Annotated in this window: 18 protein-coding genes and 4 tRNA genes; 16 read left to right on the forward strand and 6 right to left on the reverse strand. The window is 56.2% G+C overall.

The window, feature by feature from the left end; genetic code table 11:
* Positions 1–58 precede the first annotated feature (58 nt).
* Positions 59–1,939 (reverse strand): dihydroxy-acid dehydratase, encoded by a 1,881-nt coding sequence (gene ilvD, locus BQ7114_RS00060; protein ID WP_072340281.1) that lies wholly within the window; start codon positions 1,937–1,939, stop codon positions 59–61.
* Positions 1,940–2,083: 144 nt separating this feature from the next.
* Between ilvD and BQ7114_RS00065 the strand changes: the two genes are divergently transcribed.
* From BQ7114_RS00065 to BQ7114_RS00075, 3 genes are read left to right on the forward strand one after another with little or no spacing between them, the layout of a single operon-like run.
* Positions 2,084–3,133 carry a lipoate-protein ligase LplAB gene (locus tag BQ7114_RS00065; protein ID WP_072340283.1) on the forward strand — a complete coding sequence of 350 codons (1,050 nt, stop codon included), beginning with the start codon at positions 2,084–2,086 and terminating at the stop codon, positions 3,131–3,133.
* 9 nt (positions 3,134–3,142) lie between these two features.
* The gene (locus tag BQ7114_RS00070) at positions 3,143–3,856 is read left to right on the forward strand and encodes a YggS family pyridoxal phosphate-dependent enzyme (RefSeq protein ID WP_072340286.1); all 714 of its coding nucleotides are present in this window, start codon (positions 3,143–3,145) and stop codon (positions 3,854–3,856) included.
* Positions 3,857–3,858: 2 nt separating this feature from the next.
* Positions 3,859–4,254: a YccF domain-containing protein gene (locus tag BQ7114_RS00075; RefSeq protein ID WP_072340290.1), complete on the forward strand. Its 396-nt coding sequence runs from the start codon at positions 3,859–3,861 to the stop codon at positions 4,252–4,254.
* Positions 4,255–4,348: 94 nt separating this feature from the next.
* Here the strand turns inward: BQ7114_RS00075 and BQ7114_RS00080 are convergent, their stop codons facing one another.
* Positions 4,349–6,994, reverse strand: a complete 2,646-nt coding sequence (locus BQ7114_RS00080) for a DEAD/DEAH box helicase (protein WP_072340295.1) — start codon at positions 6,992–6,994, stop codon at positions 4,349–4,351.
* Between the two features lie 194 nt (positions 6,995–7,188).
* Between BQ7114_RS00080 and BQ7114_RS00085 the strand changes: the two genes are divergently transcribed.
* From BQ7114_RS00085 to BQ7114_RS00095, 3 genes are read left to right on the forward strand one after another with little or no spacing between them, the layout of a single operon-like run.
* Positions 7,189–8,619, forward strand: coding sequence for an alanine/glycine:cation symporter family protein (locus tag BQ7114_RS00085; RefSeq protein WP_072340298.1), 1,431 nt, complete (start codon positions 7,189–7,191; stop codon positions 8,617–8,619).
* Positions 8,620–8,653: 34 nt separating this feature from the next.
* Positions 8,654–9,427: a fumarylacetoacetate hydrolase family protein gene (locus tag BQ7114_RS00090; protein WP_072340301.1), complete on the forward strand. Its 774-nt coding sequence runs from the start codon at positions 8,654–8,656 to the stop codon at positions 9,425–9,427.
* Between the two features lie 43 nt (positions 9,428–9,470).
* Entirely contained in the window at positions 9,471–11,906 is a 2,436-nt protein-coding gene (locus BQ7114_RS00095; RefSeq protein WP_268258619.1) for an ATP-dependent RNA helicase, read from the forward strand.
* Between the two features lie 9 nt (positions 11,907–11,915).
* Here the strand turns inward: BQ7114_RS00095 and BQ7114_RS00100 are convergent, their stop codons facing one another.
* Entirely contained in the window at positions 11,916–13,046 is a 1,131-nt protein-coding gene (locus tag BQ7114_RS00100) for a MalY/PatB family protein (RefSeq protein WP_072340307.1), read from the reverse strand.
* A gap of 147 nt (positions 13,047–13,193) precedes the next feature.
* On the opposite strand from BQ7114_RS00100, the gene gltX reads away from it, so the two are divergent.
* The 4 genes from gltX to BQ7114_RS00120 all read left to right on the forward strand — a co-directional run bounded on the left by gltX (position 13,194) and on the right by BQ7114_RS00120 (position 15,135).
* The gene (gene gltX / locus BQ7114_RS00105; protein ID WP_072340311.1) at positions 13,194–14,696 is read left to right on the forward strand and encodes a glutamate--tRNA ligase; all 1,503 of its coding nucleotides are present in this window, start codon (positions 13,194–13,196) and stop codon (positions 14,694–14,696) included.
* A 133-nt stretch (positions 14,697–14,829) separates the two neighbouring features.
* Positions 14,830–14,901: transfer RNA gene (locus BQ7114_RS00110), tRNA-Gln, on the forward strand.
* Positions 14,902–14,949: 48 nt separating this feature from the next.
* Positions 14,950–15,022 (forward strand) — tRNA-Glu (locus BQ7114_RS00115).
* A 37-nt stretch (positions 15,023–15,059) separates the two neighbouring features.
* Positions 15,060–15,135: transfer RNA gene (locus tag BQ7114_RS00120), tRNA-Glu, on the forward strand.
* A gap of 82 nt (positions 15,136–15,217) precedes the next feature.
* On the opposite strand, the gene BQ7114_RS00125 is transcribed toward BQ7114_RS00120, so the two are convergent.
* Complete coding sequence (locus BQ7114_RS00125) at positions 15,218–16,318, reverse strand: glycosyltransferase family 4 protein (protein WP_072340314.1); 1,101 nt, start codon at positions 16,316–16,318, stop codon at positions 15,218–15,220.
* 16 nt (positions 16,319–16,334) lie between these two features.
* Positions 16,335–17,072 (reverse strand): IclR family transcriptional regulator, encoded by a 738-nt coding sequence (locus BQ7114_RS00130; RefSeq protein ID WP_016444969.1) that lies wholly within the window; start codon positions 17,070–17,072, stop codon positions 16,335–16,337.
* Positions 17,073–17,296: 224 nt separating this feature from the next.
* Between BQ7114_RS00130 and murA the strand changes: the two genes are divergently transcribed.
* Complete coding sequence (gene murA / locus BQ7114_RS00135) at positions 17,297–18,613, forward strand: UDP-N-acetylglucosamine 1-carboxyvinyltransferase (protein WP_072340317.1); 1,317 nt, start codon at positions 17,297–17,299, stop codon at positions 18,611–18,613.
* Positions 18,614–18,622: 9 nt separating this feature from the next.
* On the forward strand, positions 18,623–19,345 hold the full coding sequence (locus BQ7114_RS00140) for a lysophospholipid acyltransferase family protein (protein WP_072340320.1): 723 nt from the start codon (positions 18,623–18,625) through the stop codon (positions 19,343–19,345).
* A gap of 59 nt (positions 19,346–19,404) precedes the next feature.
* Here the strand turns inward: BQ7114_RS00140 and BQ7114_RS00145 are convergent, their stop codons facing one another.
* Positions 19,405–20,025 (reverse strand): AMIN-like domain-containing (lipo)protein, encoded by a 621-nt coding sequence (locus BQ7114_RS00145; RefSeq protein ID WP_072340323.1) that lies wholly within the window; start codon positions 20,023–20,025, stop codon positions 19,405–19,407.
* Position 20,026: 1 nt separating this feature from the next.
* Here BQ7114_RS00145 and BQ7114_RS00150 point away from each other — a divergent pair, with 1 nt between their 5' ends.
* From BQ7114_RS00150 to BQ7114_RS00165, 4 genes are all read left to right on the forward strand, one after another.
* Entirely contained in the window at positions 20,027–20,218 is a 192-nt protein-coding gene (locus tag BQ7114_RS00150; RefSeq protein ID WP_143236751.1) for a hypothetical protein, read from the forward strand.
* Positions 20,215–21,342 carry a D-alanine--D-alanine ligase family protein gene (locus BQ7114_RS00155; protein ID WP_072340329.1) on the forward strand — a complete coding sequence of 376 codons (1,128 nt, stop codon included), beginning with the start codon at positions 20,215–20,217 and terminating at the stop codon, positions 21,340–21,342. Before BQ7114_RS00150 ends, BQ7114_RS00155 begins: the two co-directional genes overlap by 4 nt.
* Before the next feature lie 126 nt (positions 21,343–21,468).
* Positions 21,469–22,383, forward strand: a complete 915-nt coding sequence (locus BQ7114_RS00160; protein WP_195906681.1) for an ATP-grasp domain-containing protein — start codon at positions 21,469–21,471, stop codon at positions 22,381–22,383.
* A gap of 106 nt (positions 22,384–22,489) precedes the next feature.
* A tRNA-His gene (locus BQ7114_RS00165) sits at positions 22,490–22,562 on the forward strand.
* Positions 22,563–22,701: the final 139 nt, after the last annotated feature.

Genomic DNA, 22,701 nt, shown 5'->3' on the forward strand with positions numbered 1-22,701 from the left:
CTTAAAGTTTCCTGGGCAAATCGCATAAAACCGCTCCAAACTGGGCGAACGTCTTAGCCTAAATCTGCTTTCTTTGCACCAAAGAGATGTCTCTTACCGCGCCTTGTGACGCCGAAGTAGCAGTCATCGCATACAGCTTCAAAGCATCTGAAACTTCGCGTTTACGCTCCTTCGGAGTCCACGGTTCACTGCGCTCTAACTGCTTGTTGCGGCGCTGGGCAAGTACCTCCTCGGGCACATCCAGCGTGAGCTCGCGCCGATCCACGTCGATGATGACGCGATCCCCATCCTCAATCAGGCCAATCGCGCCGCCCGCCGCGGCCTCGGGAGAAATGTGCCCCACGGAAATGCCGGAAGTGCCACCCGAGAAACGCCCATCTGTAATCAGTGCAACCTTCTTCCCTAGGCCGCGACCCTTGATAAAGGAGGTCGGGTACAGCATCTCTTGCATTCCCGGCCCGCCCGATGGGCCCTCGTAGCGGATCACAACCACGTGGCCTTCGTGCACGGTCTTGTTCAGGATCTTCTCAATAGCCTCTTCCTGGGACTCAAACACGATTGCTTCCCCCTCAAAATGGAAGAGGGACGGATCGATACCAGCCGCCTTGATCACCGCGCCTTCAGCTGCCAAATTGCCGTGCAACACGGTCAAGCCGCCACTGGCAACGTAAGCGTGTTCTACAGACCGGATACAACCAGCCTCGCGGTCGGTATCCAGCTCTCTCCACCTGTTGGCGGTCGAGAATGGCTCGGTTGTGCACACATTACCGGGCGCGGCTGAGAACAACTCAAGGGCCTCAGTCGACGGTGCGCCCCCACGGATGTCCCATTGCGTGAGCCACGACTTCAAATCAGGGGAGTGAACTGCGTGCACCGAATGCTTCAATAGCCCAGCGCGGTCAAGCTCGCCCAGCAACGCCGGTACGCCGCCCGCGCGATGCACGTCCTCCATGTGGTAATCATTGTGGTTTGGGGCCACCTTCGACAGCGTTGGCACGGTATCTCCCAGCCGGCCAATGTCGTCCATGTCAAAATCAACGCCGCCTTCGCGAGCCGCTGCCAGCAAGTGAAGAACTGTATTGGATGATCCTCCCATTGCCATGTCCAGGCTCATTGCGTTTTCAAAAGCATCCTTGGTGGCCATATTTCGGGGCAGTACAGACTCGTCTTCGCCATCGTAATAACGCTTCGCGAGTTCAACAACGAGGCTTCCTGCGCGCTCAAACAGGCCGCGGCGAGCCTCATGCGTTGCAAGCGTTGAACCATTACCAGGCAGCGATAGGCCGAGGGCTTCGGTCAAACAATTCATCGAGTTGGCTGTGAACATGCCGGAGCACGAGCCGCACGTGGGGCACGCGAGTTTTTCGATCTGCAGCAGCTGCGCATCCGAAACCGCATCGTCAGCCGTTGCATTCATGACGGTTACGAGGTTGCCGTGCCCTTCTTTAGAATCGCCCAAGATCACATTCGGATCGATGTTCTTCCCGGCCTCCATGGGGCCACCCGAGACGAACACAGTGGGAATGTTAAGACGCAGTGCAGCCAGTAGCATGCCCGGCGTGATCTTGTCGCAGTTCGAAACACATACGAGGGCATCGGCGCAATGGGCGTTCACCATATATTCAACCGCGTCGGCAATCACCTCGCGGGAGGGCAGGGAATAAAGCATGCCCGAGTGTCCCATCGCAATACCGTCATCGACCGCGATGGTGTTGAACTCTTTTGATACCCCGCCCGTTTCAGCCACGGACTTTGCAATAATCTTGCCTACATCGCGCAGATGCACATGACCGGGAACAAACTGTGTAAACGAGTTCGCGATTGCGATGATTGGCTTGCCAAAGTCAGAATCCTCCATGCCCGTGGCGCGCCAGAGTGCGCGGGCCCCAGCCATGTTTCGCCCTGCTGTTGAAGTATTTGAACGTAGCGCAAAAGCCATCGCTAACCCTTTCCGTGTTTCCTCAAGCATATTTTGGTTGCTACTTTCGCGGCGCGCCAACTCGCATACCGAACAGTGACCAAAACCCCGCCCGTGCAAAGCCCTCCGTTAGGAGAGTTGGCCGGGGCTACATAAGATGGAAATATGCACGGTGAATATAAGGTTCCAGGCGGGAAACTGGTTGTTGTTGATTTAGACGTTGCAGATGGAGCGCTTGCAAACGTTCGTATCTCCGGTGACTTCTTCCTCGAACCCGATGAAGCATTATTTCGCATGACTGCGGCGCTCGAAGGCCTCGTAGAGCATTCCAGCGCGAACGAAATCACTGCCGCGCTGGATGCGGTAGTGCTACCTACAGATACTTTGTTTGGCCTCACCACGCGCGGCGTTGCAATAGCTGTGCGCCGCGCGCTTGGCAAGGCTTTGGACTGGTCCGATATCGACTTTGAAGTAATCCACGGCCCGACAATCGATCCAATGCTCAACGTTGTCATGGATGAAACACTCGTGGAGGACGTGGCTGCAGGCCGGCGCAAACCATTCATGCGCATCTGGGAGTGGAACGCGCCCCAAGTGGTAATTGGATCCTTCCAGTCGTACTCAAACGAGATCGATGAGGACGGTATCAAGAAGCATGGCATCGTGGTTTCTCGCCGCGTCACCGGGGGCGGCGCCATGTTCATGGAGCCGGGTAACTGTGTTACCTACTCGTTGGTTATCCCCACCGGCCTCGTTGATGGACTTTCGTTTGAAGAGTCTTACCCGTTCCTTGACGAGTGGTGCATGGAATCCCTCGGAAAAGTTGGCGTGAAGGCCTTCTATATTCCGCTCAACGACATCTCTTCCGAAAAGGGCAAAATCGGCGGCGCGGCCCAGAAGCGGTTTGCCAACGGGTATATGGTTCACCACGTCACCATGGCCTACGACATTGACACGGTGAAAATGCTTGAGACCCTGCGGATTGGCAAGGAGAAGCTCAAAGATAAAGGTACCCGCTCCGCGATTAAACGCGTTGATCCTATGAAGTCGCAAACCGGCATGGCGCGCGAAGACATCATCGAGGTATTCCTGGATCACTTCCGCACCAAGTACAACGCGACGCCAAGTGAAATCACCGATGCTGACATCGCAACCGCTAAAGAAAGAGCGCGCACCAAGTTCGCCACACCGGAGTGGGTAAAGCGCCTCCCGTAGGTGATAGCTATGACTGTGACGCACATTTCTACACGCATCGAGCAGATCCTGAGCGAGATGGAGGACGCAGCCACCGCCTCGGGGCGTCCGGCAAGCGACATCGACCTGGAACTTGCCATCAAAACGCGTAGCACCGAGGAATGCGAAGCTGCGGCGCGCGCTCTCATCGAGCTTGGCCACCCCGTCCTGATGGGACAGAACCGCGTCCAAGAGGCCGAAGTAACCACGCCGTACCTGCGCGAGCTCGGCCTTGCCAATCTAACTACCACGATGATCGGCCCGCTCCAGACCAACAAGATCAACAAAGCCCTGCGGGTGGTTGATCAGATTGAAACCGTTGATTCACTGCGTCTAGCCGAGGCAATCAGCAAGCGGGTCAAAGACCGGTGTATAGACGTCATGATCCAGGTGAATACTTCGGGTGAAGAATCAAAATCTGGAACTGGGCCGGCAGAAGCCATTGATGTAGCACAGCAAATTGCCGAGCTGGAGAACCTGCGTGTCATCGGCTTTATGACTATCGGTGCGCATACCACCGACGAGGCGGTGATCCGCAAGTCGTTTTCTGACCTGCGCGAAATTCGTGACCGGGCTCTGAAACTGCCTGGACTTCGAGATGCGCGTGAGCTCTCAATGGGAATGACTTCCGACTTCGCGCTTGCTATAGCTGAAGGGGCCACGCGAGTTAGAATGGGATCTGCAATTTTTGGAGCAAGGAAGTAAAAATGCGCACAATCCTAAACATCATTTGGCTTATTTTCGCAGGTATCGAACTGGCGCTAATGTACCTGTTCTTCGGCCTGCTCGCCTTCATTCCAATCATTACGATCCCCGCAGGCGTGGCGTCGTTTCGAATGGCTGCCTACGTGATCTGGCCGTTTGGGCGCAAAGTTGTTGACAAGCCGGGAGCGGGCGTCGGCTCTGCGCTCATGAACGTCGTATGGTTCCTGATTGCGGGCCTCTGGCTTGCTATCGGGCATATTGCCACGGCGTTTACCCTCGCCATCACGATCATTGGCATTCCAATGGCAATCGCCAACCTGAAACTCATTCCGGTAACCTGCTTCCCGTTTGGAAAGCAGATCGTGGCAACTGATGGACAAAGCGGAGTGCTTGCCTAAATCGCAGTTAGCGCCGCGGGGCAAACGCGTAGCCGACCACCTGGTCTTCCAGTTGAAGATATGCGGTAGCCGTCCGTTCTATACGTCAAGTTGCCTACCTCGGCCCTACCTCAAGTAGGCGGAAGGCGGGCCTGTCTTCGTCAGCCGAGAGTTGGGCGTCAATCAGAGCCACCAGCCTCCAGTCACCGTCACCGTGCTCATCCTCGAACGTGTATGTAACCAAAATGTTGCCCGCTCCCAGCAAGCCCGCATTCGCCTCAATCAGACGATCACTTATGCCCGCGCTTGCTAAATCCGCGTCCTGCGGGCTGACCACCCACGAGTATCGCGCCTTTGACCTAGCCTCGGGGCCTGCTCCAAGCCAGTCATATTCCGCGTAATAGCGATCTAAAGCGTTTTCCCAACGGGCTTCGCTCCATGTTTCAATGCCGTCAGAATCGGCATAGTCGATCAGGCTGTCAAGATCGTCGAGAGCAAAACGATCCACCCGTTTGAACAGTTCATTTCGGATCTGCTGGTGGAAGAAATGTGGGTTAGCAGTGATTGAGACGCTACCGTCCTCGGCCGCACCGAATGCTCGTTCAGCCCCAGACTCATCCGACTCCATCACCCCGGCATCGGGGTTAGAAAGTGCTTCCCACTCGTCAATTAACGAGGAATCAACCGCGCGAATCAACTGGCCGAGCCATTCGATGATTTCGCGTAGCTCATCATTCATCAGCGAGTCTGGAATAATCTGGCGCAATGCCCGGTAAGCGTCCATCAAATAGCGCAAAATAACGCCCTCGGAGCGGGCAACATCAAATCGGGAGACCAACTCTGAGAAGGTCATCGCGTTCTCAATCATCATGCGCACAACCGACTTTGGTGAAAGCTCCAAATCACCCACCCACGGGTTCGATCGCGCAAACGTGTGGAATGCGGGCTCCAGCAGTTCGGCCAGAGGGCGCGGCCAAGTCACGTCCTCCAGCGCCTCCATGCGCTCCTCATATTCCATTCCGGCTGCCTTCATCGCGGCAACTGCTTCCCCTTTTGCTTCATTTTGCTGTGCAAACAGGAGGGGACGCGGATCCTCCAGCACTGCCTCGATGACCGAGATTGCATCCAACGCAAAACTGTCTGCCTGCGCATCGAGCAAATCCAAGGCGGCCAGAGCGAAGGGGGAGAGGGGCTGGTTCAGCGCAAAATCGTCCGGCAAATCCCGCATTAGGCGTAGCCGATCAACACCTGCCGAGCGAGCATTTTCTGAAGAGAGCTTCTCGATAACCTCAGCTTGGCGCAGCGAGGTGTAGATCTGTCCGAGCCGTCGTAAATGCTGATTGGATTCGCCTAGATCATCGTGATTGCGCGTTGCGAGGCGTAGCAGGTGCTCGGTAGGAGCCTTCGGATTAGCCAGCACATTAAGCACCATTGAATGCGTGAACTCAAACTGTGAGCGCAACGCCTCGGGCTGGGCGGACTGCAAACGTTCGAATGTGGATTCGGACCAGCCGACCCGTCCCTCGGGAAGCTTCTTGCGAACAATCTTCTTAAGCTTCTTTGGATCATCGCCCGCGCGAATCTCAGCCTGACGATTCTCAATCACATGGTCGGGTGCCTCGACAACAACCCAGCCCACCTCGTCGAAGCCCGCGCGGCCCGCGCGCCCGGCAATCTGATGGAACTCACGTGCACTCAAGTGGCGCTCGCGGCGTCCATCAAACTTAACCAGTGAGGTAATCAGCACGGTGGTGATCGGTACGTTAATACCGACGCCCAGTGTGTCAGTGCCACAAATCGCTGCTAGAAGGCCCTGCTGGGTTAGACGCTCTACTAGTCTGCGATAACGGGGAAGCATTCCCGCGTGATGCACGCCTACGCCCCGGTGCAATAGGCCGCGTAGAATCTGGCCAAACCCCTTTCCGAAACGGAAATCAGCCGTGGCCTCTTTAATGCGTTCTTGGTGACGTTTAGAAATGAGATTTGGAGTGGCTAGATTAGCCGCGGTCTGCATGGCTGCTTTTTGCCCAAAATGAACGATGTAAATCGGATACTTGCCAGATTCGATGAGCTCCGCAACCGAATCTGCCAGCGGCAACTTTGTGTAGGCCATCTCGAGGGGAACGGGGCGTTTCGCATCATCAATCACCGAGACTGAGCGCCCGGTGCGTTCCGCTAGATCCTTCACAAAGAAAGAGACGTCGCCAAGCGTTGCGGACATCAGAACGAACTGCGGCTTCGTTAGCTCTAATAGGGGTACCTGCCACGCCCATCCGCGCTGTGGGTCACCGTAAAAATGGAACTCATCCATAATCACCATGTCCGCATCGAGGTCGGCGCCTTCTCGCAGTGCCTGATTGGCCAGAATCTCGGCTGTACAACAAATGATTGGCGCATCTGCGTTGACCGATGCGTCCCCGGTGACCATGCCTACATTTTGTGAACCAAACAGGGATACGAGGTCGAAGAACTTCTCTGACACCAGTGCTTTGAGTGGAGCCGTGTAATACGATCTGCCGCCGCGAGCCAGCGAGATGATGTGTCCGGCAAGAGCGATCAGTGACTTTCCCGAGCCCGTCGGCGTGGCCGCAATTACATGGTTATTTCCGAGTAGCTCAATAAATGCCTCGTCTTGATGCGGGTAGAGCGGCCGCCCGCCCGACTCTGCCCACGAACAAAACGCCTCGTATAAGGCGTCGGGATCATTAAGCTTCCCGCTATCTTCGAGGTCGTCGAGGAGTTCATTCAACACTGGGCTCATGCTGTGATTGTCTCAAAAACCTGGGACAAAAATTTTAGTGGACGCGGAGGGGATAAGTGAGTTGCTCAATACGGGGTGGAAAAGCGTTAAAACGTCCAGCTTCTGGTTTTAAGGGAGGGATATTTTGTTGTTTTCGCTCGTGGTTTAGTAATATCTGTACATATCCCAAATGTTTCTCTTCCGGGAGTCCTGTGATGAAAACTGCCTCGATTGGCATTGCGCTTGAAAATGCGCTTCTTTGGTCTGTAAACATGCTCTACTCGTGGGTGCTCGTATTCCTACTCATAGGAGTGGGTATAGCAATCACTGTTTATCTTGGTTTTCCACAGATAAAGAACGCAAGAGACATTTTTCATTCGGTCTCGGGCTCTCGAACTCAAGTTCTGCAGGGCGTGACATCGTTCCAAGCTTTCGCGGTAGGTATTGGCACGCGCGTTGGCATTGGTAACATCGCGGGCGTTGCCCTCGCTCTTGTAATGGGAGGTCCGGGCGCGATCTTCTGGATGTGGATAGTAGCCCTGGTTGGTATGGCAACTTCGTTCGCGGAATCCGTGCTCGCCCAGGTGTATAAGGAAAAGCACCCCGATGGCGTCTTCCGCGGCGGCCCCGAGTACTACATGCGTAAGGGCCTGGGCTGGAAACAAGCCGGCATCATTTTTGCAGTTATCTCCGTGGTGGCTTCTGGCCTCGCGGTGCCAATGGTGCAAATCAACACGGTGGCGGCAACGTTCAATGCAAATCATGACATTTCGCCGTACTCCACGATGCTCTTTACCTTCCTACTTCTGGCCCCTGTCATTTTGGGTGGCATTAAGTCAGTGGCACGTGCGTCCGAGTACCTGGCCCCGATTATGGCCGCGGTCTACATCCTCATCGCTATTGTCGTGATTGTTCTTAACCCGGCAGCTGCTCTCGCGGCCCTCGTTTTGATTGTTAAATCAGCGTTCGGCTTCGGTCCGATTGCCGGAGGCGTACTGGGCGGCATCTTCATCGCCCTTGTAAATGGTGCTAGACGGGGTCTTTTCTCCAACGAGGCCGGACTAGGTACTACGCCTCACGCGGCTGGTTCTGCAACCGTGGCTCACCCCGCGCAGCAGGGCTTCTTGCAGGCATTTGGTGTATTCATCGACACGATCATCGTATGTACGGTCACCGCACTTTTGATCCTCACATCGGGATTGTATGAGGCCGGCATGGATCCTGAACTGGCCGGTTCGCTAACCGCGCAGTCCGTGAGTGCACAACTGGGATCCTGGATGGCGCTTCCCATGTCGCTCATCATTTTCATTTTTGGTTACACCACGGCGTACGGTGCCTATTCTTACGGTCAATCCGCACTCGATCACCTAACTCGCAATAAGTACATCTCTTTCGGGTTCAGGGTTGTAGCTGTCATTGTGGCTTCGCTCGGCGCCATCGTGAAGCTCCCGGTGGTGTGGGCGGTGTCGGACCTCCTGCTGGGGCTTGGCGCAATCATTAACCTGCTGGCCCTCATTGCTCTTATGAAGGTTGTGCGAACTATTTTGCGAGACTGGAACGAGCTGCGTGACAGCGATGACATGAGCTTCAAGATTGCGAAGTATCCCGAACTTGAAAAGCAAGCCGACAAGGATATCTGGGTATAGCTACACTGGGGGCGTCAAGGTTTAGGAGGACCCAGTGCGAGTAGCAAGATTTAGTGCGGGCGCAAACCCCAGATACGGAGCCATTGCTGAGGGAGCGGACCTTATCGAAGGGCTAAAAGGAGACCCTCTGTTCCAAGGGGTGGAGCCGTCCGGAGAAGTCTTTAAGCTCGACGAGGTGCGCCTGCTTAGCCCGGTGATTCCCCGCTCCAAAATCGTGGCCGTTGCAAAAAACTACCGCGACCATGCGGCTGAAATGGGTGGGGAAGTGCCGGACCATCCAAATATCTTCTTCAAGCCGAACACCGCAGTGATTGGCCCGGATGATCCGATTGTTCTGCCCGACTGGAGCCGTGAAGTCCACTACGAGGCCGAACTGGCCGTGGTTATTCGCACGCTGTGCAAAGACGTAAGTGCAGAAAACGCCCTGGACTACGTGTTTGGTTACACGGTTGCAAACGACGTGTCCGCGCGTGATGCGCAGCGAATCGATGGACAGTGGGCGCGTGCGAAGGGATTCGACACATCCGCCCCTCTGGGCCCGTGGATCACGGTCGATCCGAAATTAGATATTGATGACCTCAACATTGAAACGCGAGTAAATGGAAAGGTCATGCAGCAGGGCAATACTCGCGACATGGTTTTTGACGTGCCCTATTTGATTGAGTACATCTCGTCGGTTATGACACTCCTACCCGGTGACGTGATTATGACGGGCACGCCTGCCGGTGTCGGTCCTATTGAAGCAGGAGACCGTGTGGAATGTGAGATCGAGGGCATTGGTAGCCTCGCCAACTTTGTGACGAGGTAACAAACTGAGCTTTATCGAGGCCTTCAACAACGCGCGTCTACCCATTACTTCAGCGCAAAACGACATTGCGGCAGCGGTTTTGGGCAGGCGCCGCTTCGTCCTATCTGCTAGCCCCGGTTCGGGTAAGACCACGCTGGCACCGCTACTTATTCGTCATCTTCTCGATGAGCGAGGTTCGAGTGGGCGCATCCTGATCGCGCAGCCGCGCAGAGTGGCGGTGAGATCAGCGGCAAAATATGTGGCGTCTTTGTTGGAAGATGAGCCTGGAGGCGTGGTCGGTTGGACGATGCGCTCGGACCGGAAGATCAGCGCGGATACGCGGATCGAGTTCACAACTACGGGTAGTTTGCTTCGCCGCCTCCTCGCGGACCCTGATTTATCCGGCGTTGACGCCCTATTGCTGGACGAAGTGCATGAGCGTCACATCGATTCAGACCTCGCCCTCGCCTTCGCTTTAGATATTGCGGATATGCGCGATGACCTCCTGCTTGGAGTAATGTCCGCAACGGCGGATGTGGATAGGTGTCACACGCTACTGGCGAGTTCAGCGCAGACAGACCGGATTGAGGTTGCGGGTGATCCGTATCCGCTCAGCGAAGTGTGGAGGCCAGCATCTGTACCGGCACTTGATTCGCAAGGGGCCAGCCCGGAGTTCCTAAGCCATCTTGCGGCTACTGCGGTTGAGGCTTTTGAAAACAATGGGCCCACCCTCGTTTTTGCCCCGTCGATTCGCAATGTGGAGGACGTGGCCGCAATGATCCGCACCGCCGGGATTCGCACGTTCACTTTGCATAGTGGTGTTACAACGCAGCAACAGGACGAGGCGCTGGCACCGGGTGAACGGGTGATTGTGGCAACTGATATTGCGGAGACGTCGCTAACGGTTGCGGGCATCAACTGTGTGGTTGACTCCGGTCTGACGCGTAGCCCGCGGTTCGATGTGCGTCGCGAGGCCGCTGCGCTGGTAACGGTCAGAGCATCTCGTTCTTCTGCAACCCAACGCGGTGGCCGCGCCAATCGTACAGGTCCCGGCGTGGTGTACCGATGCTACTCGCAAACTGATTTTGCAAGAATGACGCAGTATGCCACTGCGCAGATCGAAAGTGGGGACTTAACCGAAGCCGCGCTACTTGCACATGCCTGGAGCGAGCCGGAGCAGATGCGCTTGCCTTCGCCATTTCCTGCGCCAGGGTTGGTGCGAGCGGAATCCACCCTAGAGAGTATTGGCGCTCTAACCGGTGGGCAGATAACAGGCGAGGGACGCATGTTGGCTATGGTGCCTGCAGACCCGCGCATGGGGCGCGCCCTCCTTCTAGCCAGTAGGTGGAGCGGGCAGGAACAAGCCGTGGCGAGGATCGTTGCGGCGCTAGCCACCGAAACGAGGCCTGAAAGCGCTGACATCACACAGGTACTGAATCAGGTGTCGCAAGCCGACGTTCGCAGGTTTCAGTCCATCGCCTCCAAGTTTTCGCCCTCGTATGGATCTGCTTCTCCAGACCTTCTACTAAATGAAGTAGATCTGCCAGGCGTTGTGATCGGCTTGGCCTATCCGGGGCGGATTGCGAAACAGCGGGGCAAACAAGATGGTCAGAAAAGACGCTTCCTCGCGGCATCCGGCACAGGATTTAGCGTTGATGCTACGTCCCCGCTCAGTTTTGAACCCTGGATCGCGGTCGGCGGCGTGCTCACAACTGGCGGGGTTACAAAGGTGACCGTGGGGGCTCCACTGCAACCGGAATGGGCGCGTTGGATCGCAAAGCCAATGTTGCGATCCGAGGTCGTGACTGAGCTTAAGGGAGGACGGATTACTGCAAGTTGCATTGAGCGGTTGGGGCAGATCGAGCTTGGACGCCGACGCGTGCAACCGACGATTGAGGAAGTGCGAAAGGTGCTCGCAACTGCCCTGGAGGAGAGAGGCCTGGACTTATTCAAGCTAGGTGCAACGGGCCTTGACCTCGTGAATAAAGCCAGGTACATCAGCGCGCGGGACGCGTCTTGGCCAGAACTTTCCAACCAGCAACTCGCAAACTCGGCAGATGAGCTACTTGGAGAGTGGTGGGAAGACCTCCTTGATGGAAAACCGCTGGCGCAAATCGATGTCACTAATGGCCTGAAAACCCTGATCGGATGGGACAAGATAGCAAAGTTAGACGAGCTGGTGCCAAATTCGATCGAACTTCCCTCCGGCAATCGTGCGCGAATCGTTTTTGACCCGGAGCGAGGTCCAACCGTACGTGTAAAGCTGCAAGAAACGTTCGGGTTCAAGAAAGCGCCAACGGTGATGGGAGAACCGCTCACATTCGAACTTCTATCGCCCGCCGGACGACCGCTTGCCATCACCTCGAATTTGGAAACATTCTTCAACGAAACCTACTCGCAGGTGCGCGCGGAAATGCGCGGACGCTACCCAAAACACCCGTGGCCCGAAGATCCGTGGACCGCCACCGCCACGCGCAAAACCAACGCGCGTTTGCGGTGAGCTGGGACCCTAAGCAGGCAGCGCTGTCATGCGTTCGATTGAACGGCGCACGACCCCAGCGGAAGACGCGAAACCGAACCGCACATACTGCTCAAAACCTTTACCGAGGGCATTGCCAGGCGTCGTACGAACCTTCGCTTCTTCAAGCAGGTACTCCTGCGGATTTTGTACGCCGAGCTTAGATGCGTCAATCAGCCCCATGTAGGTTCCCTGCGGCGTAGCCCAACTGAGCGAGGAACCCTCCAACAAGCCATCGATTAAGGCCACATTCTGCCGCAGGTAGGCATTGAGTTCGCTCAGCCATTGCTCGCCTTCTTCGTATGCGACTGTTGTCGCCAAAGCGCCGAGCGGTGTCGGATGATTCAGCCACGCAGCCGCGGCCTCGAACCTATTGATCATCTGCCCCGTTGTGATCATTTGCGCGCAGTGCAGCCCCGCCAAGTTGAAGCCCTTCGATGCTGCAACCGCGGTGACCGTCCGGTCAGCAAAAGCCTGATCCAGGCCGGCAAAGCAAATATGGGAAGAGGGGGTTGCAACCAGCGGAGCGTGAATCTCGTCATTGAATACGAGCAGGTCATGGCGGGTCACAATCTCGCCTAAACGCGTCAGCTCAGAGGCGGTAAGGACCCTGCCTGTCGGGTTCCACGGGTTGCAAAGAATAAGCAGATCAGCATTCTTGGCCGCGGCTTCAATACCGTCCAAATTGAGTTGCCAAATGCCGTCGACAATCGCGGAAGGAACCTGAACAACCTCGTGACCAAACTTGCCCGGTAGCGTCAAAAAAGGCATGTAAGCAGGGGTTGGGACTATCACCCGTGAGCCGGGCTTCAACATGTGGCCAAGGATCGCATTCAAGCCATCGAGCACTGATGATGCCAACCGCACATTCTCGGCTTCAACCTCAAGACCGTAGCGGCGGCCAACTACGCTCGCGGTGGCGTCTTTAACCCGGTCGGACAGTTCCTGCGGCATGTAGCCTAGAAAACCCCTCTTAATGGCGCCCACGATGGCTTCTTCAACTACGGGAGCGGTGCCGAAGTCCATCTCTGCAACCCAATGGCCAGACACGCCCGGCATCTCCCACTTCAAAAGACCGCTGGCGTGGGCGGTGTCCTCGTCAAAAGCATCCAAATCAGTCATTGCAATCCCTTCCGCCTACAACCATAACGACAACGGTGGTTGTGTACGCAAGTGGTACGGGGCAAGGATGGGCTGTGAAGTCAAAGACTTGGTGCGTGGCAACCACGTTGAAAAGCCGGCGCGTAAACGATGTAGAATCGAGACATCATGGATACTCTAAATGGCGGCAAAGTCCGCGTTCGTTTTTGCCCATCACCAACTGGAACCCCTCACGTAGGAATGGTCCGCACCTGCCTGTTTAACTGGGCGTGGGCCAGGCATGTTGGGGGGACGTTTGTGTTCCGCATTGAGGATACCGATGCCCAGCGAGACTCTGAGGAGTCATTCGATCAGATTATCGATTCTCTAACTTGGCTTGGCCTGGACTGGGACGAGGGTGTGCTTAAAGGCGGGCCGCATGAGCCGTACCGGCAGTCGCAGCGCATGGACATTTACAAAGACGTCGCGGCGAAACTGCTAGAAGCCGGTTACGCCTACGAGTCTTTCTCAACGCCAGAGGAGATCGAAGCGCGCCACAAGGCAGCAGGTCGTGATCCGAAGCTCGGTTATGACGGTTTTGACCGCAATCTCACGGAAGAGCAGAAAGCTGAGTTTCGCGCGCAGGGACGCAAGCCGGTGCTCCGCCTAAGGATGCCGGATGAGGACATTACCTTCACGGACCTCGTTCGCGGTGAAATCACGTTTAAGGCTGGCTCTGTTCCGGACTATGTGATCGTTCGAGGAAACGGTCACCCCCTCTATACCCTCGTGAACCCCGTAGATGATGCGCTCATGGACATTACGCACGTGTTGCGCGGTGAAGACCTGCTATCTTCCACCCCGCGCCAGATCGTTTTGTATCGCGCTCTCATCGAGCTCGGAATCGCAAAGCAGATGCCGGAGTTTGGCCACCTGCCTTACGTTATGGGTGAAGGCAACAAGAAGTTGTCCAAGCGTGATCCGGAGTCGAACCTGTTGCTCCACCGCGAAAACGGCATGATTCCAGAGGGACTGCTGAACTACTTAGCCCTACTCGGCTGGGCGATTAGCCCTGATGAGGACATCTTCTCGGCTGAAGAAATGGTGAAGGCGTTCGACATTCACGATGTGAACCCCAACCCGGCGCGCTTCGATCTGAAGAAGGCCATTGCGATTAACGCCGATCACATTCGTATGCTGGAAGAGGGTGACTTCAAGCGTCGCATCGTGCCGTTCCTTTACCGCGACGGCTATGTGTCAGCTGAAGAGTTTGATGCGCTTACGGCTCGTGAACAGGAAATCATCACCAAGGGGGCGCCGCTAATTCAAACGCGCATTCGCCTACTTGGTGAGGTTGGCGGCATGCTCGGCCCGTTCTTTGTGGAAACCGAAGTGCTTGAGTTCGAAGATAAAGCTGTGGGCAAGCTCAAGGATAATGCTGGCGAGGTTCTGCGTGCCGGTATAGAGGTCATAGAAGGCCTGCCCGAGTTCACCGTAGAATCTTTGGAAGAGGCATTGCGTGCCCGCCTCATTGATGAAATGCAGGTCAAGCCTAGGCTGGCATTCGGGCCGTTGCGTACCGCTATTTCTGGCCGACAGGTCTCGCCGCCGCTGTTTGAATCCATGGAGATCATGGGCAAGGAAGAGGTCTTGGCAAGGTTACGCCAACTGGAGGCCAAGCTCGCCCAGTAGAATCCGTGAACGTGAACTAAATAACGATGATCGGATTTTGTAAGTGATGCTCCGTCGGGTAGAGTTTCTTGTTGGCGCTTCCTAGTGAAGGGTTTCCGTCAGCGGGAAACCGCACGAAGAAGCTACCTTACCTTGGGGTATGGTGTAATTGGCAGCACGAGTGATTCTGGTTCATTTAGTCTAGGTTCGAGTCCTGGTACCCCAGCGAAGCACCTGACCGTAGGTCAGAGGTTTCAAAGCGAGTAATCGCAAGGCCCCCATCGTCTAGCGGCCTAGGACACCGCCCTCTCACGGCGGCGACACCGGTTCAAATCCGGTTGGGGGTGCAGGTTCTAGTAACCAAATCGGCGCTAAAGCGCTTAGGCCCCCATCGTCTAGCGGCCTAGGACACCGCCCTCTCACGGCGGCGACACCGGTTCAAATCCGGTTGGGGGTGCCACAGCACCTGAGAAATCGGGTGCTTTTTTTGCTACCAGGTGCCTGTTTCACATAGTGTTCAGTGCACTTGGAGGTGTAAAGATCTAGTTGCGCCAGTCCTCGTATAGCTCCAGGTAGGTCTGCAGGCCGCGGCTCCAAGTGTGGGTAATGCGGTTCTGAAGCGCGTATTCGCGAAGTTTCTTGAGTCGCTGGGGATGTGTAGCGAACATAGCGAGAGCCGCGGCCATCTCTTTGTCACTCGAGGTCTCTAAGCCGTCGCGGCCATGGGTGATGAACTCTTCAATCCCTGAGCCCTGGCGGTAAATGACGGGCAAACCGCATGCGCGAGCCTCCAGAGCTGCGATTCCGAACGCCTCTTTCACAACCGGGGACACAAAAACCTCTGCGCGCGTATACGCATCAGCCAGTTGCGTGGACATTACTTTTCCATGCAGATGCAGGCGACCACCCGAGAATCCGGGGCGAGCCAAAGCAGGCCGTAGACCGCCGTCGCCGTACACGTGCACGTCCACGCGCGCCCGCCTTGCGATCTCGGCAAGTTGTAGAACCCGTTTTCTTGGAGCAAGCCGCGTGGCCGTTACTGCTCGGAGGGGAGCAGAAGTAGCCTCCTCGTTGAAATGGGTCAAAGCTACTTGACGCGCATGCTCCCAGGGCTCATCAAAAATCAAGTTTGGTAACACCGCTACTTGGGCGTTTCCACGAGCTGCCGCGGCAACTGCCCGTGCAGCTGGCGACGATACCGCGGTGAGTCGTATTCCGGCGCTCGCCCAAGCGGGCAGGGGATTGACCGCGCCGTACCACCAAGTGCTACCGCCAAGGTGGGAGTGCCAGGTTAAAATCGCCCTCGTACCGGTCTTAATACAGGCCTGCACTGCCATGCGCGCGAACGGCGAGATCAACCCCATGTGAATGTGAACGACATCAAACGAGGGCAAAGCTTGCTGCAGCGCCTCACTTGCAAATGGATTCACCGGAAGATCTAGAGGGATATGTGCGGTCAGACGCCGCACCGTAACTTCGCCATCAAGTTCCGTAAAATCACCGCGCTGCGAGGTTGCGGGCGTTGCCGTAATCACCGTGACGCTGTGGCCGGCAGCGGCGAGGGCTTGGCCCAGATTGCGCACCTGGGTTTCAATCCCCCCAACGCGCGGGCTGTACGGGTCAGAAACGAGGGCAATCCGCATTTTGTCAGGTGCGAAACTATAGGCCGAGTTCTTCGGCGCGGCGCAGGAAGTCTGAGAGACGGTTGGCCGCTGCAACTACCGATGGGCCATGCTGGCGGCCAGGCTGGCGTCCCATACGCTCCACGGGGCCAGAAATAGAGATAGCGGCAAGCACTTTGCCTCCCGGTCCGCGAACAGGAGCGGACACAGACGCCACGCCTATCTCGCGTTCAGACACGGACTGTGCCCAGCCACGACGGCGAACAGCAGAGAGCATGGTCGCGTTAAACGAAGCGCCGTAGAGGCCGCGGTGAAGTCGGTCCGGTTCCTCCCAAGCCAGGAGCACCTGGGCTGCGGATCCTGCTTTCATGGAAAGCGTGGCGCCAACCGGGATGGAATCGCGCAAACCGATCTGGCGCTCAGCTGCCGCAACACAAATGCGTTGGTCTCCCTGACGGCGGTAAAGCTGAGTTGATTCCTTCGTGTGATCGCGCAACGCGATGAGAACCGGCGTGGCCGATGCGAGAAGACGATCTTCGCCAGCAGCCGATGCGAGTTCTGAAAGGCGAGGGCCCAAAACAAAACGGCCCTGCATGTCGCGAGCAACGAAACGGTGAAACTCAAGAGCGACTGCAAGGCGGTGCGCGGTTGGCCTGGCCAATTTAGTGGTTGAGACTAACTGGGCAAGCGTTGCCGGCCCGGCCTCTAATGCGGACAAAACAAGCGAGGCTTTATCTAGAACGCCTACGCCACTGGTGGGAGCTTTTTCATCCATACACCGATCTTGCCATCTCAATCATTGAGATGGCAAACTTCTGGATATGATCGCGCGCACAAAAGTGCAGACAAGAGGCTTTGTGTTGGGTGAACGTGCGAACAGTTGTGCTGAGACATGTGGAGGCAGTGGTGTGGGTAATGGAGCACCTGCGGGCCGTGCGTTATAGATTAGTGCAAGGGATAATAATAAATTCAGCTAGTTAGATAAGCAGAAAGGTTTCCATGGACTCGGTTTTGCGTGTGCAGGGCGGCAAACCTTTAACGGGCGACATCACCGTTCGCGGTGCAAAAAACTTCGTTCCAAAGGCGATGGTGGCAAGCCTACTTGGTACAACACCCTCGAAGCTCTCAAACGTTCCTCTAATTAGAGATGTGGACCTGGTTTCTGAGCTTCTTGGTCTGCACGGTGTGCACATTAATTTTGACCAGGGTGCTGGTGTCCTTGAGCTCGACCCTTCAAACGTCGAGGTAGCCCACGTATCTGAGGTTCAGGCCCTTGCCGGATCATCGCGCATTCCGATTCTGTTTTGCGGCCCCCTCTTGCACCGTCTAGGAGAAGCCTTCATTCCTGACCTGGGAGGTTGTCGCATTGGTGACCGCCCAATCGACATGCACCTGGATGCGTTGCGGGCATTTGGCGCGCAGGTAGATAAAGAAGATAACGGCATTCGCATCACCGCTCCAGACGGTTTGCGCGGCGCCAAAATCAAGCTTCCTTTCCCATCGGTAGGCGCCACCGAGCAAACCCTGCTAACCGCGGTAATGGCTGACGGCATAACAGTGCTGAAGAACGCGGCCATCGAGCCGGAAATCATGGACCTAATCAACGTCCTTCAAAAGATGGGTGCCAGCTTGTCCGTGGACACCGATCGCACGATCCGAATCGAGGGGGTATCGGAGCTGCGCGGATTTACGCACACCGCGATCTCAGACCGCATCGAGGCAGCCTCGTGGGCTTCTGCCGCACTGGTAACGCACGGCGACATTTACGTGCGCGGAGCGCATCAGCCAGACATGACGACGTTCCTGAACGTATTTCGTAAGGTTGGTGGCCAGTTCGAAATCGACGATGCCGGCATCCGTTTCTTCCACCCCGGTGGGCAGTTGCAATCGATCGTGCTCGAGACGAACGTTCACCCCGGCTTTATGACTGACTGGCAGCAGCCTTTGGTTGTTGCCTTGACGCAGGCGAAGGGGCTTTCAATTGTCCATGAGACGGTTTACGAAAATCGTCTTGGATTCACGAAGGCGCTAAACCAGATGGGCGCGGAAATACAGATTTACCGTGAATGCTTGGGCGGCACTCCGTGTCGCTTTGGGCAGCGCAACTTCTACCATTCCGCTGTTATCTCTGGACCTACACCGCTGCATGGTGCTGAGATTACCGTTCCAGACCTGCGTGGAGGTTTCTCCTACCTCATCTCGGCTCTGGCAGCGGAGGGGGAGTCCATCGTGCATGGCATCGACGTGATTGCCCGCGGGTACGAGCACTTCCTCAGCAAGCTTGGCCGCTTGGGCGCCGATGCGGAAAGAATGTAGGAGCAGGCCATGAGTAAGCCGGCAACTGGTATATATAAGGTCGCGGTTGAAGTCCTGCGCCCTCTTGCGAAACTGACCACTAAGCCGCATTGGCGGGGCCGAAACAACCTTCCCAAAGACGGCCCTTTCATCCTCATGATGAATCACGTGACCGAGTATGACGTGGTAGTGGTGGCGCACTTCATCGTTGACGCTGGGCATGCCGTGCGCGTGCTCGCTAAAGACAGCCTGTTCCGGGTTCCTGGACTGCGTCGCGTGCTCACCGGAGCAAAAATGGTGCCGGTAAGTCGGGGAACTTCCAGTGCTGGCGACGCCCTCAAGAATGCGAAAATTGCGCTGGCTGAAGGCGAATCTGTAGCCATCTTCCCCGAAGGCACACTCACTACAGATCCCGATCACTGGCCCATGAAGTTCAAGACGGGAGCCGCTAGGCTTGCCCTCGCAACCGGGGTTCCTGTGATTCCGTTGGCGCACTGGGGAGGCCACGAGATCATGCATCGCTGGAGGAATTCTTTCCCTTTGCGTAGGCGTGACACTTGGGTGATTGCTGGGCCCGCCCTCGACTTCTCTGACTTAAACCAGGATGAAAACGATCATGAGGCGGTCAAAGAAGCGACGCGTCGTATGGAGGTTGTCATCACCTCAATGATCGAAGAAATCCGCGGGGAAAAAGCGCCCGAAACCAGGTGGGATCCAAAGCTCAAAGCATACCCTCCCGTCTCGGATAGCTAGAAGCTTTGCCCGCCGGTTGTAGAAAAGCCGCCCGAGAGCCAGGGAAGATTTTGCTTGCCCTATTTGCGTAGGTCGATTACGAGCCGCTTGGGATCTTCAAGAGTGAACACTCGATATTCGCGCTGTTTATCGCTCGAGATCGCAAGATGTGTCTCAGACTCAAATGAGCCGTCAAACCAGGCGAGAACATTGTCATCCAGTCGTTTATCAGCGGGCCCGTTGTAGTAGTAGTCGGCAGCTCCGGGAATCGCCGGCCAGGTGGCGCCGTGGATCATGACGTCAAGCACGTTGCCCTGCGGAATTGGTAGCGGCTCGCCACGCCCGAGCTCAACCGATTTGTCGGTCCAACCAATGGTCCAGCCGGGATCGCCCTGACCTACGAACTCGACCACCACGCGGTAGTAATCCTCATGTGCACCTACGCGAAAATCGTGGGCCAGCAAAGAAGTGTTTGAAATGCCTTCAACCTGCTGAGAAGACCCAGACACCCATTCGACCTCGTCCATAGCAATATCAGTTTCCGCCGTTGTGTTTACATATGTCGGGGGCGGGTAGCTTTCTGCCTCAGTAGTTGCCGGCGTAGAGGCATCAGGGGCGCCCTCGCCCTGGCTGCATCCGCTAAATGCCAATGCCGCTAGCACCGTGGCCAGCGCTACGCTGGCTCGAACTTTGTTATTCATGGTGAGTTCCAATCGTTACGTTCGTCTTACTGTAACCCGCCCAAGCGAGGGCTTCATCTACAAGCGGGCTATTACCGGCCTCGAAGATCGAAATCGCGGCGAACGCCCGGAAGTGTCTAACGCGCGACATATTTTTGAAGGTACGCGCGAGTTGATTGAACCTGATGGTTTTGAAGTAAAGTCAAGGTCATGAGCGATTCTCCAAAGAAGACCCGTGTCGCCCTGATTTTCGGAGGGCGTAGCGGCGAACACCAAATTTCTTGCGCAACGGCAGCCAGTGTAATGGCGGCTATAGACCCAGCTAGGTACGAGGTCTTGGCAATCGGTATTACGCCCGATGGTGAATGGGTGCGCGTGCCGGCTAAGCCAGAACTCTACGAGATGATTGATGGTCGAGGAGTAGTGATCGAAGCTGGGGAGTCCTCCGTAGCGCTATGGACGGGAAATCCGTGGGTAGTGGAGAAACCGCGCGCAGTTGCCGGTGAACGAATTGAAGCCACTGACCTGGGTAGCGTTGATGTAGCGTTCCCTCTGCTCCATGGCCCCTACGGTGAAGACGGCACTATTCAAGGGCTAATGGAGATGTCTAACGTGCGCTACGTGGGCTGCGGTGTTGCGGCCTCGGCGGTGTCTAATGACAAGCATTTGACCAAAGCGCTCCTGCTTGGTGCCGGCATTTACGTGGGGCGGTGGACGCTGATCACCGACCACGAATGGAGGAGGGATCGCTCCCGTGCTCTGGCGCAGGCTGCAAGCGTCGGTCAGGATCTGTACGTGAAGCCCGCACGCGCCGGTTCCTCGCTGGGGATCACTCACGTTGAGGACCTGGACATGCTCGAAGACGCTATCGAAGAAGCTCGCAAGGTTGATCCACGTGTGATTGTCGAGGCTGCGACGGTGGGCCGCGAGATAGAGTGTGGCGTCCTCGACTTTGGCAGCGAGGGTGCGCGCGCCTCCAGGTGCGGTGAGATCGTGGTTGCCTCGCGGGATGGCTTCTACGACTACAAGACCAAGTATCAGGCGCACGATGACGTGACGCTTTCCACGCCAACTGACCTGCCCAAAGCCGTGGAACAGCAGATCCGAGAAACCGCTGTGCGCGCGTTCGAGGTGCTAGGTTGCGAGGGGCTTGCCCGCGTGGACTTCTTCTACAACGAAGAATCCGGAAAAATCACAATTAACGAGGTGAATACTATGCCGGGATTCACCCCGTGGTCCATGTATCCAGCGATGTGGCAGGCAACGGGCATAGAGTATCCCGCCCTCGTATCCCATTTGATTGAGCAGGCCCTGGCACGTCCGATAGGGTTACGCTGAAACTGCGGGAAGGCGCCCTCGCTCATTTTGAAAGGGCAGGAACGCTTCGCCCAATATCTGTTCCGCTTGCAGACAGTGTTCTCATCCGTGCAAACAATTCGATCGAATATGGTTAAAGTATCAACTATGAAGCCACGCGTGACGTTAGTAACCTCTTCTGAATTGCCCAATCTTTATCCTGGCGAGGAAGGCTTGCCAGATGAATTGGCTCAGCGAGGATGTGATCCCCGGGTTAAGCGCTGGGATGACCCAGATGTTGATTGGACAGATGCCGGCCTCGTAATTGTTCGCTCCGTGTGCGATTACGCGACGAGGCGCGATGAGTTCTTGTCGTGGACTAAGACGGTGCCTCGCCTGCTGAATCACCCGGACATTTTGGAGTGGAACTCGGACAAGCACTACTTGAAGATTTTGAACGCGCAGTTTGGACTTCCTATCATTCCTACCACGTGGCTCGACGTTGATAAGAAGCTTTCAAAGCATCGGGTGCACTCGCGTTTTCCGGCCCTCCAGGATTTTGTTATCAAGCCTGCGGTTTCTTCTGGTGCGCGCGATATTGGTCGCTACTGTGCGGTAGAACCCGCTTCGAGAAGAGCTGCGGTTGGTCACGTAATGAGCCTTTTGGGCGAGGGGCGTTCCGTGATGTTGCAGCGTTATCAGGAGGAGATCGATAAGCACGGTGAGATCACCTTGGTGTTCTTCAACGGGCTGCTTTCGCACGCGGTTCAAAAGCAACCGATGTTGCATGATGCTTCGATCACGATGGAATCCAAGCAGGAAACGCTGGTTAAAGCCCGTGAGGCAACGCCGGAGGAGTGGCGTTGGGGTGAAACTATTCGCGCTGCCCTCCATGCCTACGTTAAGCAGCGGATGGGCCGTGACGAGCAGTTCCTGTTCAACAGGGTGGATATCGTGCCCGATGGGGAGGGCTCGTTCATGGTTATGGAAGTTGGCCTGGTGGACGCGCAGCTCTACCTGGATTCCTCGCCAGAGGCCCTCGGGAACTTCGCTGACGCAATTTCGGTGCGAGCGCACTGGTAAAAGACAACGCTCTGGCCTACTGCGGTGTGGTAGAGGCAACGCGTTCCACGTTTTGTTTAGTGCTCCGTTACTGCTACAGTTATCTATCGTTGCGTGAGCAATGATGGTGGCTGTAGTTCAGCTGGTAGAGCACCTGGTTGTGGTCCAGGACGTCGCGGGTTCGAGTCCCGTCAGCCACCCGGATAAAGATCCGACCAAACGGTCGGATCTTTTTTATTGGCTGTGTGGCGAATTACATTGGTTCGCTTTCTCATCGCCGCCGCGTGCGGGCTATACTTTCTGGCAAATGGCGATGATTCGGCCGGGCAACCGGGTATC

Origin of the sequence: Actinomyces urinae (assembly GCF_900119695.1) — a bacterium.
GTDB classification, from domain to species: Bacteria; Actinomycetota; Actinomycetes; order Actinomycetales; family Actinomycetaceae; genus Gleimia; species Gleimia urinae.

What these genes read in the sequence shown, in the direction of transcription:
- ilvD (WP_072340281.1), bottom strand. Translation starts at nt 1,939, where the DNA reads ATGGCTTTTGCGCTACGTTCAAATACTTCAACAGCAGGGCGAAACATG.
- BQ7114_RS00065 (WP_072340283.1), top strand. Translation starts at nt 2,084, where the DNA reads ATGCACGGTGAATATAAGGTTCCAGGCGGGAAACTGGTTGTTGTTGAT.
- BQ7114_RS00070 (WP_072340286.1), top strand. Translation starts at nt 3,143, where the DNA reads ATGACTGTGACGCACATTTCTACACGCATCGAGCAGATCCTGAGCGAG.
- BQ7114_RS00075 (WP_072340290.1), top strand. Translation starts at nt 3,859, where the DNA reads ATGCGCACAATCCTAAACATCATTTGGCTTATTTTCGCAGGTATCGAA.
- BQ7114_RS00080 (WP_072340295.1), bottom strand. Translation starts at nt 6,994, where the DNA reads ATGAGCCCAGTGTTGAATGAACTCCTCGACGACCTCGAAGATAGCGGG.
- BQ7114_RS00085 (WP_072340298.1), top strand. Translation starts at nt 7,189, where the DNA reads ATGAAAACTGCCTCGATTGGCATTGCGCTTGAAAATGCGCTTCTTTGG.
- BQ7114_RS00100 (WP_072340307.1), bottom strand. Translation starts at nt 13,046, where the DNA reads ATGACTGATTTGGATGCTTTTGACGAGGACACCGCCCACGCCAGCGGT.
- gltX (WP_072340311.1), top strand. Translation starts at nt 13,194, where the DNA reads ATGGATACTCTAAATGGCGGCAAAGTCCGCGTTCGTTTTTGCCCATCA.
- BQ7114_RS00125 (WP_072340314.1), bottom strand. Translation starts at nt 16,318, where the DNA reads ATGCGGATTGCCCTCGTTTCTGACCCGTACAGCCCGCGCGTTGGGGGG.
- BQ7114_RS00130 (WP_016444969.1), bottom strand. Translation starts at nt 17,072, where the DNA reads ATGGATGAAAAAGCTCCCACCAGTGGCGTAGGCGTTCTAGATAAAGCC.
- murA (WP_072340317.1), top strand. Translation starts at nt 17,297, where the DNA reads ATGGACTCGGTTTTGCGTGTGCAGGGCGGCAAACCTTTAACGGGCGAC.
- BQ7114_RS00140 (WP_072340320.1), top strand. Translation starts at nt 18,623, where the DNA reads ATGAGTAAGCCGGCAACTGGTATATATAAGGTCGCGGTTGAAGTCCTG.
- BQ7114_RS00145 (WP_072340323.1), bottom strand. Translation starts at nt 20,025, where the DNA reads ATGAATAACAAAGTTCGAGCCAGCGTAGCGCTGGCCACGGTGCTAGCG.
- BQ7114_RS00155 (WP_072340329.1), top strand. Translation starts at nt 20,215, where the DNA reads ATGAGCGATTCTCCAAAGAAGACCCGTGTCGCCCTGATTTTCGGAGGG.
- BQ7114_RS00160 (WP_195906681.1), top strand. Translation starts at nt 21,469, where the DNA reads ATGAAGCCACGCGTGACGTTAGTAACCTCTTCTGAATTGCCCAATCTT.